This window comes from Paenibacillus sp. 7523-1 (assembly GCF_002276415.1).
Classification (GTDB): domain Bacteria; phylum Bacillota; class Bacilli; order Paenibacillales; family Paenibacillaceae; genus Paenibacillus; species Paenibacillus illinoisensis_A.
The window spans coordinates 123,825-136,737 of record NZ_NPBR01000024.1 but is presented as its reverse complement, the minus strand read 5'-3'; the positions used below and the strand labels follow the sequence as shown (position 1 = coordinate 136,737).

8 protein-coding genes are annotated in these 12,913 nt (G+C 49.4%); 4 read left to right on the top strand and 4 right to left on the bottom strand.

Annotated elements, in window-relative coordinates; genetic code table 11:
• Nucleotides 1–114 precede the first annotated feature (114 nt).
• Nucleotides 115–2,424 (bottom strand): AraC family transcriptional regulator, encoded by a 2,310-nt coding sequence (locus CHH60_RS24160; protein WP_095361538.1) that lies wholly within the window; start codon nucleotides 2,422–2,424, stop codon nucleotides 115–117.
• Between the two features lie 314 nt (nucleotides 2,425–2,738).
• Between CHH60_RS24160 and CHH60_RS24155 the strand changes: the two genes are divergently transcribed.
• Nucleotides 2,739–5,495 carry an S-layer homology domain-containing protein gene (locus tag CHH60_RS24155; RefSeq protein ID WP_255248071.1) on the top strand — a complete coding sequence of 919 codons (2,757 nt, stop codon included), beginning with the start codon at nucleotides 2,739–2,741 and terminating at the stop codon, nucleotides 5,493–5,495.
• A gap of 167 nt (nucleotides 5,496–5,662) precedes the next feature.
• Here the strand turns inward: CHH60_RS24155 and CHH60_RS24150 are convergent, their stop codons facing one another.
• Nucleotides 5,663–6,550, bottom strand: coding sequence for a hypothetical protein (locus CHH60_RS24150; protein ID WP_095361537.1), 888 nt, complete (start codon nucleotides 6,548–6,550; stop codon nucleotides 5,663–5,665).
• Nucleotides 6,551–6,661: 111 nt separating this feature from the next.
• On the opposite strand from CHH60_RS24150, the gene CHH60_RS24145 reads away from it, so the two are divergent.
• The 3 genes from CHH60_RS24145 (at nucleotide 6,662) to CHH60_RS24135 (ending at nucleotide 9,725) form a co-directional block, all read left to right on the top strand.
• Entirely contained in the window at nucleotides 6,662–7,087 is a 426-nt protein-coding gene (locus CHH60_RS24145) for a GNAT family N-acetyltransferase (RefSeq protein ID WP_095361536.1), read from the top strand.
• A gap of 251 nt (nucleotides 7,088–7,338) precedes the next feature.
• Entirely contained in the window at nucleotides 7,339–7,971 is a 633-nt protein-coding gene (locus tag CHH60_RS24140) for an NAD(P)-dependent oxidoreductase (RefSeq protein WP_095361535.1), read from the top strand.
• Between the two features lie 80 nt (nucleotides 7,972–8,051).
• Entirely contained in the window at nucleotides 8,052–9,725 is a 1,674-nt protein-coding gene (locus tag CHH60_RS24135) for an NAD(P)H-hydrate dehydratase (protein ID WP_095361534.1), read from the top strand.
• 145 nt (nucleotides 9,726–9,870) lie between these two features.
• Here the strand turns inward: CHH60_RS24135 and CHH60_RS24130 are convergent, their stop codons facing one another.
• Complete coding sequence (locus CHH60_RS24130) at nucleotides 9,871–11,523, bottom strand: methyl-accepting chemotaxis protein (protein WP_095361533.1); 1,653 nt, start codon at nucleotides 11,521–11,523, stop codon at nucleotides 9,871–9,873.
• 27 nt (nucleotides 11,524–11,550) lie between these two features.
• On the bottom strand, nucleotides 11,551–12,558 hold the full coding sequence (locus CHH60_RS24125) for a BMP family lipoprotein (protein ID WP_095361532.1): 1,008 nt from the start codon (nucleotides 12,556–12,558) through the stop codon (nucleotides 11,551–11,553).
• Nucleotides 12,559–12,913: the final 355 nt, after the last annotated feature.

The following is a 12,913-nucleotide window of genomic DNA, read 5'->3' as shown; positions in this document are numbered from 1 at the left end:
AACGGTGGTGATCAATAGACACAGAGCTCTTGAAAGGTTGAGGTTCATAGCAGCTCCTTCTCATGATTTGATATCTGGATCAATGTCCAAGGTTAGGGGCAACCCTTCGGCTAATCAGTTCATCAGACTGCGCATGAAGTTTTTCGGTGTACAGCCGTGAATTTCTTTGAATTTCTTAATGAAGTAAGCAGAGGTACGGTATCCGACCGTGCTCGCAACCTGCTCAATAGTAAATTCCTGTTGTGCGATGAGTTCGCGTGCGCGTTCCATTCTCTGATTCGTGACATATTCCGAATAGGCTATGCCGGTCTCTTCCTTAAAAATCTTGCTGAGATACTTGGGACTGATATACACTTGTTCTGCGACATGATCCAGCGTGAGATCGCCCGAAATATGCTCGCGAACGTAGGCTTTGACAGCTGATATGGTATCCGGGCTCCTGACCTCGCTTCGTTTCTCCATATGTGTGATAAATTCGGTTACCAGATCAGTCATCCATTCCGAATACCGGTTGATATTGTAGAACGAGGAATATTGCTTGTACAAATTCATGGAGCTCGCCTCGGCGGGCTGCCAGCGCACTTGATTGATGCAGTCAGCGTATATGGAAACCATTTTTAATAAAATAATGCGGCTGTATTCGGCTGAATACAGGCCTTCCTTGATGGTCGATACCACATCCTGAATGGCCAGAACCGTACCGTCCATATCACGGGATTGCAACTTCTTCTCAAAATTCATAAGGTACGCGTCCGGAATCTCCAAACTGCTGGTCTCCCTTTGCAGAAGATCAAGGTCTTGAATGGCAGACAGAGCAGGGAAGAAGTAGCTGTATTGAATCAATGCGTTCGCCGCATGATAGCTTGTGTGAATCTTCGTGAAATGCTCTACCCAGCCGCCTAAGGACACTGCAAAATCCAGATCGAACCGGCTTCTCGCCTCAGAATGAATAAAGTTTATAATGTGATCCGAAACAGGCTCTTCGCGTTGATTCGTACAGATGATCACTGCTATTTTGTGATCCTGCAATTCCTCCGCAAGCAGCTTTGTTTCAGCTATTTCTGCTGTCTCCAGCTGCTGAATCATCGTGTACAACGTATGCTGCAATTGTCGTGGCTGCAATTCCTTCCACTTCTCGCTGACGGGGTCAATGACGATACAGCGATAGCGGGAATAGGCCATCGACACCCGAACAGATTGCAGTTGTTCCGTAAGTTCCTCAGGTGTAAATCGGTTATTTAACATATTCAGCATAATACTGTGTCTAATCATTTTGTGATTGGCCTGCAGCGTTTCTTCCAGACTATCGACTTTAATGGAAAGGCTGTTGATAGCCGAATCGATGAATCGATATTCATTCTGCTTCAGGCCGCTGGGGCTATCTACCCTGGCCTTGATATTTTTCAGGATCCGCTTAAGAGGACTGTAATTGGCTACGGTAAAGCCGAACGACATGGCTATCCCAACCGCTACAGCGATCAAACCCAGAAGCGCAGAAACTTCCTTTAAGCTACCCAGCTTATAATAGAAGCTTTTATTCGGGGTGGTTGTGTAAATTCTCCATCCATTTTCTTCGAATTGCTCATGGGAAACAACATAAGCATCGTGATTAAATATTTGCGTGAAGCTCTCGCCGGAAGAAGGACTGGAGAGCAGCGACTGAAGCAGATTCTCGCTCGTGGAGCTGCCTAACATTGATTTATCAGCGGCAGATATGACGACTCCACGCTGATCCACGATGTATGTATTTTCATAGTCGGCAGGAATCATATTACGAATCAGCTGACTGATCGTCGATTCTTTGATATCAATCGCAACCATGACCTTACTGTCTTGTCCAGAGGACTGAAATGGATAACTGTGAACATAAGAGATTAGAGGAATCGTGCTCCTCTGTTCGGGTGATTCGATATAAGTGTCCTCAGGAACCATACGTGTCTGCATCCATAAGGAGCCTTTGTCACTCTTTTTCATCGCTTCAATCCAATCGTAGGCAGGATCTACGCTCGAAGGAGTGACCTCATGGAGCTGCAGCCCATGTACAGAAGAGATCATGAAATGATTCTCTGTATCGTACACATGAATGGCCTGAATCAGGTCGGAATAATTTTGTACCTGACTTTTGAGCAGCTGCTCGATGTCCAGGATTTTGCTGTGGTTTCCTTGCAGGCTATCGAGCTGAATGCTGACGGGACTGCCCAAGGCAAGAGAAAGATAGACCTGATTCACCTTTTCGATAACGGAGGTCTCAATATAATTAACGGTACTTTGCAGGAGCAGTTGTTTGTTGATCCGAATCTCTTTGCTGTATTGATGGGAGAAGAAAAGATATAAGATAGAGCCGAAAAGAAGCGCAATAACAAGGACGACAGCAAGATAGGAAAAAACCATCCTGGATCTCACAGACTGGAAGAGCTTGCGCATTCGTTTTCCTCCTTCATCACTGGTTTCTAGACAACTTCATCATTATATAATAGCCCCGGGACTAGAAATCATGTTGATCGAAATTTAACAAACACCCCCAGAATAATTTACCTTCCGTTAATCTAAATTTACAAACAACTACACTCTAGATGACGATTCTATTATTCACTCTATTTTCTGAAGAAGACACGTGCCAAAACGTACGAATTTGATATAAAACGGAATTTGTTCTATAGATGCCAGGCTCCCCCGAGTGCTAAAGTTAACCCCAGATCAGACACGGAATGAATGGAGACCATCCTACACATTCGCTGATGAAATCGAAAAATTACGATTATGGGAGCGTGTATTTGCAGGCCATGAGAAAACCACTTAAAAAATCACTGGCATTACTTCTAATGTTGTCTATGGTAAGCCCAACGTTTGCAGATCGGAGCTTTGCAGCCGATCAGAAGATTCAGTTCTCTGATATTAAGGGACACTGGGCGGAAGCGAACATTCAAGCATGGGGTGATGAAGGACTGATTCGGGGCTATTTGGATCGTTCATTCAAACCAAACAACGAGATTACGAGAGCAGAATTTATGAATCTGGTGAATGGTGCTTTTGGATATGCGGGACAAGCTGCAATTAACTTTAATGATGTTTCTGAGGATACATGGTATTATCAGGCCGTTTCTACAGCTAGTGCGGCTGGATATATGGATGGTTATGCGGATCAAACGATGAAACCTCAAAATCCGATCACACGTCAGGAAGCGGCCAAAATCATCGCCGGCATTCTGAATCTGGACCTGAATGAGGGAGCTGCGAATGCATTTAGCGATGCTTCGTCCATTGCGGATTGGAGCAAAGGAGCTGTAGGCGGAACTGCAGCAGCAAAAATTATATCCGGATATTCGGATGGAAGCTTCAAACCACTTCAATCCATCACTCGTGCAGAAGCTGTAAGTGCACTTTTTAATGCCTTGGAAATAGAATCCAATGCAGATGCTAAACCATTCAAGCCAAAGGGAACAGCTAATGTGCTGAATGTGGAAGCCCCTGCCGAAGAAGCTCGTCTGTCTGCAGTCGAACATGGAGCCAATGCGGACGACGGCACGTTGAAAAATATTGCGGCAACGAATCCATTTATTGATATCTTGGACGGTTTCGAACAAGTCTGGTCCATGAACCAATCGGATTGGAGAGATGGTACAGCTGCGACGAAACCGGGAGTGAAGGGAGCGGTTGCAAAGTATGGCGATGGGCCGACCCCATATTATGATGGCTTTAAAAATGATCAAAAAACAGCGGTCGCAGACCAGAAAACATTCGCAAACGAGGAAATCCGAAATCAAGCGACTTGGGTCGCTAACATCAAATATGTAGAAGATGTGACGCAAAATCGTACCGATGAAGAGGCGTTAGCTGCCTATTATGATGACCAGAGAGATAAGATCTACAGTATGATGGAAGCTTTTGGGCCACTGGCTAACACGTATGTAGACATCGTCAAGCCAACGACAAGCGTCGAAAGAGAGATCAAGGACATGGATGTTGTCTTGACAGAAGAAACGGCCGAAGATCAAAGCCAGGGATTGGGAAGTGATTGGGCTAAGACGGAGCTTGCAGACATGGTAGCTCTGGTGGATCTAGTTCGATTCAAAATTCCTTCATCCTCCAACCCTTCGAAATACTTCTACTCTTCCCCAAGACCATGGAGAATGAATTCGAACGGAGAAGTGAAAGAGGTTGTCGATGAGAATGGTTTGGCTGTGTGGGAAACCTTAGGTAAGGGTGAAGTGACAGAAGAGCCTTTGGCTTCAGGAGGAACAAAGACAACGGGAGAAAAGCATTTCCAACAATACGAAAGCAACGTGGAAATTATTCCTGCATTAAGCTATGTAAGAAGAATAGCGGAAGATGGACGAGGTAAGGATGGAGCATTCCCAAGCGGTCATACCAGTGCTTCGTATCTGTCTGTTCTTCCTTTTGCCTATGCTACTCCAGAACGATTCTCTGAATTTTTAACAAGAGCTGCTCAAATGGGTGAAAATCGCATTGTGACCGGGATGCACTCGCCGCTTGATGTCATAGGTGCAAGAATACAAGCTACAGCCATGACTGCATATGCTTTTAATAAGGAAGAGAACCAGGAATTGATGGAGAAGGCGTATGATAATGCAGGAGAGGTATTTGGAGCAGCAGCACAGAAAGAAAATATGAGTTTATATGATTATGCACATACCGTAACAGAGGACTACACATTCAAAAGTGCTTATGATGAAAAGAAATGGGAAGATCATGACGCCAATAAAGCCTTCTACAGAGAAAAACTCACATATGGTCTGCCACAAACAGGAATCAAAGGTTTGGCTCCTGAAGTGCCGCAGGGAGCAGAGGCGCTGTTGAAGACACATCAGCCTTATTTGACCGATGAGCAGCGTAGAGAAGTGTTGTATACGACATCCATTGATTCCGGTTATCCGGTTCTGGACGAGTCTAACGGTTGGGGCAGATTGGACTTGGTGACGGCAGCGGATGGCTACGGTGCATTCCTAAACAATGTAACCGTAGATATGGATGCTTCCAAAGGGCGTTTCAATGCAGAGGATTGGTGGAGAAATGATATCTCCGGCAGTGGAATGCTAACGAAAAAGGGGACAGGAACACTTACCATGACAGGCAACAACAGTTACACAGGTGGAACGCTGCTGCAGGCGGGAACGCTGGTGGCTGAATCTGCATCTGCTTTTGGTCTCGGTGATCTGTATGTGGAGAATGGAAAAGTCATCGTTCATGCGGATGGAGCATTAAAATTAAACAGAAACTTTACCATGGACAATGGAACGTTGGAATTGGTTATGGACAATGATAACAGTCAGGTTAATGTTGGTCAAAAGCTGTATCTGGATGGAGGAAGCCTCAATCTGGACTTGTCCAACTATAAGATCGAAGGTTCCAAGGATATTACTTTAATTACGGCTGGCGTAATTAAAGGTGAATTCGACCAAGTCACAGCGGATGGTTATGACGTTCAGGTTACTTACGAAAAGGATCGCATCATTGCACATGTTGCAGCGAAATAAGCTAACGCATTTTATCAAAGCAATACTATTCTTATATGGAAAAGGACTGAACTACGTTGTAGTTCAGTCCTTTTTACATCTTGAGCAACACGCAGGATTCAGTCCTGAGAGTTCTGGTTTACCCATTTGATTATCATAGATTACATGAAAAAAAGGGAATGGTCTCACTATTCGCCCGTGTAGGCACCAGCTTTACGTGCTGCACTCACTTCGTTTTCAGTAGGGGGCTCATTCGTTGGCTCCAGCTCGGTATGACCTACATAAGGGCGATCACTACGTGGGCGAGTTCCAGTAAACCCGAAACCTGAAGTGAACAGGACTAGCTGTAATCCCAAGGCATAAGGAGCAGCAGCAGGCCCAATCAGATGGAGAAGCGAGCATAGCACGATCAGCAAGAAGAGTATTTTGTTCACTGTACCTGATGGTTCGCGGCGCAGGCTGGCCCAGAGCAGATAACCATACATTATGGCAATCATTAAGGAAACTGCACGCAACCACGGGAGGACGCTCTCCCATGAATCTAGGGAAACGTCCAACAGTCGCTGACGGAACACAAGATCAGCAACCAGAAACAGGGTAGCTGCCAGTGCAGCTGGTTCGGCCAGAGGCCGAAAGATTGTCCAGATGGCCTCGCCCCAATGATCTGTTCGGTTATCTTGACCGAGTTCATCTGATAATGCGGTGCATTCTCGTTCTAATGCTCTGTGCATCAGCGCGAGTCTGGCAGGATCATGCTCCTTGATGCAATCGCGGATCTGCTCCTGTAACGTAGAGGAGAGGTCAGATGCCGATTTGCAGGCCAGCATGGCCATGAACAGATCCTGTTGTTCATTTTCTGAGAATGAATACTTTTTATGTTCCAGAATGGTGAGTTTTCCCAATAGGGTTGTGCTTATGTATAATGTATCTTGTATCCTTCGCATTTGCCTTTCGTGGCTGCGGCGAACTTCAGTGGCAGACCATATATATATCCAGAGCAGCAGAGCTATGACTCCAAACAGCACAGCCTCAGCGCCGGGGCGCGATAGTAGCTCTTCGATCCAGGGTTGAAACACACGTTTTCCTCCTTTGCACAAACTTAACGTATCTTGAAACACGCTTCACGTAAGCTTTCTCTCACTATTACACAGGAAGTAGATGAATTCAAGCAGAAAGGGGCACAATTCATGGACCAGATCAGTATTGAACACATTCCACCCACAGCAGCAGAGTATCTTGCCTTGCGACAAACTGCGGGTCTCAGTGCGATGAGCAAGGAGGGAGCAGAAATTGGACTGCCGAACAGTCTTTTTGCCGTATGTTTACGCAATGGAGATGCACTCGTAGGCATGGGCAGGGTTATTGGGGATGGCGGTTGTTTCTTTCAGGTGGTGGATATTGCGGTTCACCCGGATGTTCAAGGCAGGGGATATGGCAAGTTGATTATGAGCGAGATCATGGACTACTTGCAGGAACATGTACCTGCTCGAGGCTTGGTGAGTCTTCTAGCGGATGTACCTGCAGATCGTCTGTACTCCCAATTTGGTTTCACCTATACCAGCCCGAAATCGGAAGGCATGTGGTGGAGACAGGGAGAGGATGGACGGATATAAATGAAACATCGCCACCATGAAGCCGCCATAGCGGCTTTTTTTGCTGTGTAAAAAATGCAGTGGATGCGGAATATAGGTGCAGCGCCGCTTATTGGAAGTGTGGATTCTTTCGATTTATTAACATTGGTTTACAAGTGGCTACATCCGGTTTAAGATGGCGTGAGCCGTTTAAGGTATATAACAATAGGATTAAGTATTACAATATAACGGTATGTTGACTAGATGATATCTAATGAAAAGAGGGATAAGATATGAAAGTTGCGATTTTTGGAGCGACTGGAACGATTGGAAAGACGATACTGTGGGAGCTGATGGACCGCGGGCATGAAGTGACTGCGATTGTGCGTGATCCGTCCAAAGTGGAAATGGTTCATGAACGTCTGCGTGTGGAAAAGGGAGATTTGTTGAACCCGGATCAGGTAGCCGATTTTACAGCAGGCCAGGAAGCTGTCGTTAGTGCCTATGGACCGAAATTCGGAGAAGAAGAGGAGCTGCTGGAAGTTACACGTTCACTGATTGAGGGTGTTCGCCGCGGTAAAGCCAGCCGTCTGGTTGTTGTTGGCGGAGCTGGCAGCTTGCTGACCGATTCCGGCGAGATGCTGATGGATACACCTGGATTTCCGGAGGAAGTTAGAACCCTGGCGAAGGCACATGTGGATGCTTATGGCTTGATCGAGGAATCGGATATCCACTGGACGTATATGAGCCCGGCGGCAACAATTACATCCGGACCGCGGACAGGCCATTTCCGGATCGGGATGAATCGTTTGGTGACCGATGATCTGGGAGAGAGCACGATCTCGGTTGGCGATTTTGCTGCGGCATTGGTGGATGAGCTTGATGATCCGCAGTTTATTGGTTCCCGTTTTACGGTAGCTTATTAAGGGAGAGTTTGCCGGGAGCTATTAGAACCGAATGATGCCAAACGCAGAATGAAAAGTTACTCACCGGGGAGGGATGAACCTTGTTTATCGTCACCGCTGAACAGATGCGAGCTGTAGATGAGCATACTATCCACAAGCTGGGCATTCCTGCTGCGAGTCTGATGGAGAACGCGGGCAGAGCCATAGCGGAGGAAGTTATCGCCTTGTGCCGGGAAGAGGTTGCGGACGGTAGGGTGGTTGAACACAAAAGGCGCCGAGAGCAGGGAGAGGCACAGCGGGCACACACCGGGCCCGGTGATCGTCAAGGTTCCGGGGGCGACATCATCGCCGATCCGGCGCTGGTGATGGCGCACCCTGCTGATCAGCATTGGTACATGCTGATCGGTAAGGGCAATAATGGCGGGGACGGGCTGGTTGCCGCCCGCCATCTGCTTGAAGCGGGGCTCGGCGTTACCTTGATCTACGCCGATGCGCCCGAGTCACTGCGAGGCGAAGCCGCAGTGCAGCGGGATGCCGCGGCGCAGCTCGGCATCCCTGCCCTTGTCCACGGCCGTGAAGCCGTGGACTTCAGCCGGTGCACAGGCATCGTGGATGCACTGCTGGGCACCGGCTCGCAGGGGGCGCCGCGGGGAGCTTACGCGGCGCTGATTGAGGCGGCGAACGACAGCGGTAAGCCGGTCGTGTCCGCCGATGTGCCAAGCGGGCTGAATGCCGACACCGGGGAGGTATACGAGCCCTGCATTCAAGCGCGGGTGACTATATGCCTTGCGCTGCTGAAGCGCGGACTTGTACAGTATCCGGGCGCAACGGCTGCCGGTCGCATCGTGGTGCGCGCTATCGGCATTCCGGCACGGCTTGCGCCAGAGCACGGTCCTACCGTTCGTCTGTTGACAGAAGAAGTGATGCGCGGTGCCCTCAAGGTGGATACGAATCGTCTGCGGGCACCTGACGGGCACAAGGGTACCTACGGTCACGTACTGCTGGTCGCAGGCAGTCTGCCGATGAGCGGCGCAGGTCTGCTCTCGGCCAAGGCTGCACTGCGCGCTGGCTGCGGACTCGCCACATGGGCACTGCCCGCGGCACTGCTGCCGCATGTCATCGGCAGTGTGCCTGAGCTCATGCTCGCAGCCGCCGCAGATGGCGACAGCGGCGAGTGGAACGCGGCTTCCGCCGAAGCCGTGCTTCGTCTTGCGGAGAGCCGCGACGTGATTGCAACCGGGCCAGGCCTCGGCCGCTTCGAGGGCGACACTGGCTGGCTGCGCCGCCTGTGGCAGCAGACGGATCGCCCGCTCGTCATCGACGCGGACGCCCTCAACATGCTCGCAGACGCGGGCAGAGCCGGGCCTCGCGACTGGGGCCGGCGCAGTGCAGCGACCATTTTGACGCCGCACCCCGGAGAGATGGGCCGCCTGCTGGGCATGCCGACCCCCGAAGTGCAGCGTGACCGAATTGGTCACGCTGCAAGGTACGCCCGCGAGCAGGGCGTGACCCTGGTGCTCAAAGGAGCACGAACGGTCATCGCAACGCCTTCCGGCGAGGCGTACATCAACACCACCGGGCACGCCGGCATGGCAACGGGCGGCGCCGGGGACGTATTGACCGGCATCATCGCCGGTCTGCTCGCTCAAGGACTCAGCGCGGAGCAGGCAGCCGCTTTTGGTGTATACCTGCACGGCCAGGCCGCCGAGCAGGCTGCGCAGCGGCGCGGTGACCCGGCGTCTCTGCTGGCAGGAGACATCATTGACGCCCTGTGATTCTCTTCGCTGAGAGAGCCTTAACCTGCGTGAACTGAATAATAATCTGTGTAAACTCACGCTCATTAAAAAACCTCCACTTCTCTCATACCAAGAGAAGTGGAGGTTTTCTTGTTTACATGATTAAGGATGAGGCATTCCATTACTACAAGCGGAAACGCTGCAGCTCCTGATGCATTTCCTCACTGATATCACGCAGCGATTTGACCTTGATGCTGGCCTCTTCAAACGAGCGCTGCTGTTCAGCTGTCGAAGCCGTAATCTCTTCACTGCTTGCTGCCGATTGCTGCGTAATGGCACTGATGTTTTCAATGGCCTGCTGCACCTGTGTACTTAGCTGACTGGATAGCTGCATATCTTCGGCCAGCTGGTTAATACCCGTACTGATCTGTTCTACGCTGTCACGAATAGCCGAGAAGGAATCCCGGGTTTGTCCGGTCGCCTTTTCCTGTTCAGCGAAGAGCTGTATACTCTGCATTACAGAACCTTTCACCTTGTCCATGGCGCTTGTGATCTCTCCCACAGCCGCATAGATATGCTGCACGGATTGTGCAGACTGCTCTGCGAGCTTGTTGACTTCCCCTGCAACCACGGCGAAACCGCGACCGGCTTCGCCGGCACGAGCGGCTTCTATTGAAGCGTTCAGGGAGAGCAGCGTGGTCTGCTTGGCGATCTCGGACACATAACCTGTCATCGTGGTAATGCGGGCTGCGCTTTCTTCCAGCTCCTGCACAGTTTGTTCAACCTCAGCCATGGCGATCCGGTTCATTTCAGCGAGGCGAAGCTGCTCCTCAATGGCCGTGTGTCCTTCCTCAACCGTGCTCATCACCTCGTTGCCATGGATCGCCGATTGGGAAGTGGCATGAAGGTTGCTGCCGAACGTGTGCTGCATCTTGTCCACGACCATCACCGTTTCACTCAGATCCTCCGCAATCTTCTGGCTGCCGATGGACAGCTCTTCCGTCGTACGGGAGACCTGCTGCACAATGGCCTGCATGGTGTCGTTGCCGCGGTCAATGTCCTGAGCCATGCCATCCACCCGTTTCCCGGCGGTATCAATCGATTGGATAATATTGCGAATGTTTTCTGTCATAAGACGGAAGGAGCGATTCAGCTCATCCAGTTCATCCTTGCCCCGGGTTTCAGGCAGCTGCTGGGTAAGGTCGCCTGCTGCAATCTGTCCTGCAGCGTTCTTCAGCAATCCAATACGTTTGGCTAGCTTCCGGGATGTATACATGTTGAACAGCATGGCAGCGACGAGCAGGAGGACAGCGCCGCCCAATGCAATTTGCCAGGTCTGCTGAATGTCCTGCTCCAGATTGATCGTGTATTGATCATACCGTTCCTTGGTTATTTCATCGAGCATGTAGATATCATTTTGAATGCCCTGCACTCGTGTGCTGTACCGTTTGGCTTCCGAGCTGTCCAAGGCTTGCATGGCTTCAGTTGCCCCCTGATCCAGTGCAGTCAATTTTGTCTGAATGGATCCCATCAATCGAAGCTGTTCATCAGTTTCCAGTAATCCTTCGGTAAGTTCCTGAATCATCGTTTTACCTTCGTCCAACAAGCTGCGTACGGCATTCTGATTGCCGGCTGTCATCGAGAAAGAGAACACATCCAGCGCCTGCTGGGTCTGAATCTGATTGGCTTTGAGCTCACTGACCTTGAGCATGGCTGGCACCAGATTTTGATTTTTGGCGTTGATGCCCAGTAACTGAAAGATGATATAGGCTACCAACACAAGACATAGAAGTAATGAAATTAACGCATTAATAATCAGTTTGCCTTGCAATTTCATAAGCGTATCTCCTCTAATCCGTCGATTTTAGGGTTCAAGCGTAATTTTGGTTTTGCCGGATATGATCTCAGCTTTCCGATCTTCGAAGGTTTGCTGCTGTTCCGCACTGAGTGTGATGTTATGTAATGCGGTCAGGCCCACGGCATCTTCAGCCAGCCCCTCAACCATGTTCTGCTCCGGGAAGGAGTGATTGTTTTTCGTAAACGTGTTAACAGCGTTGTAGATGGAGACATTGACATTTTTCAGCATGGAGGTGAGAACAGCCTTTTCCGCCAGAAAGAATTGATCCGTATCCACACCGATAGCGTATTTACCCAACTTCTGAATTTCGGTTAGTGAGCCTACGCCGGTGAGGCCTGCTGCGACATAAATAACATCGACGTCTTGCTCCTGGATCATCTTCGCTGCCAGCTCCTCGCCAAGCTTCGAATTACCGAAGTCTCCTGCATAAACGACCTGAACTGTAGCATCCGGATTAACGGCCTGCACCCCTTGCTCGAAACCCTGTTGAAAATCGCGGAGAAGAGGAATCTCCATTCCGCCCAAAAAACCTACGTGATTCTCGGTTGTCGCGAAGCCAGCGATCATGCCGGCAAGATAACTGCCTTCTTCACTGCGGAATGACATGGAGGTCACGTTTGGCAATTCGGAGTGTCCGTCGACAATAAGAAACTGCTGCTTCGGATATTGTTGAGCAACCTTTTCCAGATCAGGCAGAAGAGTGTCGCTAAGTCCGATAATCAAGTCCACACCATCCTGAGCGAATTGCTCAAATGCTGTTTCTGCCGTTAGATCTTTTCCGGGCTCTTTATAATCAAACCGAATCGTGTTTTCATTTCTGGCCTGAACCAGTCCTTCAAAAGCAGCATCATTGAATGAACGATCGCCAAGGCCGACTTCAGTAAGGACAATACCTACTTTGGTCCGCTCGTCCGCTGCCGTTTCATTTTCTGTGGAAGAACATGCCCCCAGCATCAAAACCATGACAATCAAAATCATGCTCCATAAAGCCCGGGTGACCCTTTTTGTTTTCATGTTATACCCTCGTTTCTATAGATGTGTGATGTGAGAGGTGAGTCTTTTGCCCTATATGTATATCGGCCAGGAGGAGGATGGGGATTATGGTTAATGCTGAAAATTTACGAAATCTTTATCGATTTTTCATGATTTAATCATTCCTGTTACAGAATCTGGCAGGGTTTATTAACATACCGTACCTCCATGCCGATCGTCTAACCCAAAAAAAGCAAAGACAAGATCAGTGAATGATCTCTTCTTTGCCTTTTTGATCTGAATATCTAGTGATGTGAGGACGATAGCGATTCATGAATGATCAGCCATCCTCTATATATCAACGGTTTCTCCTGCCGCCGAAGCAAATGGTCAGCTT

Coding starts and splice junctions, on each gene's coding strand:
- CHH60_RS24145 (WP_095361536.1), top strand. CDS start 6,662: ATGGACCAGATCAGTATTGAACACATTCCACCCACAGCAGCAGAGTAT.
- CHH60_RS24125 (WP_095361532.1), bottom strand. CDS start 12,558: ATGAAAACAAAAAGGGTCACCCGGGCTTTATGGAGCATGATTTTGATT.
- CHH60_RS24130 (WP_095361533.1), bottom strand. CDS start 11,523: ATGAAATTGCAAGGCAAACTGATTATTAATGCGTTAATTTCATTACTT.
- CHH60_RS24140 (WP_095361535.1), top strand. CDS start 7,339: ATGAAAGTTGCGATTTTTGGAGCGACTGGAACGATTGGAAAGACGATA.
- CHH60_RS24155 (WP_255248071.1), top strand. CDS start 2,739: ATGAAATCGAAAAATTACGATTATGGGAGCGTGTATTTGCAGGCCATG.
- CHH60_RS24160 (WP_095361538.1), bottom strand. CDS start 2,424: ATGCGCAAGCTCTTCCAGTCTGTGAGATCCAGGATGGTTTTTTCCTAT.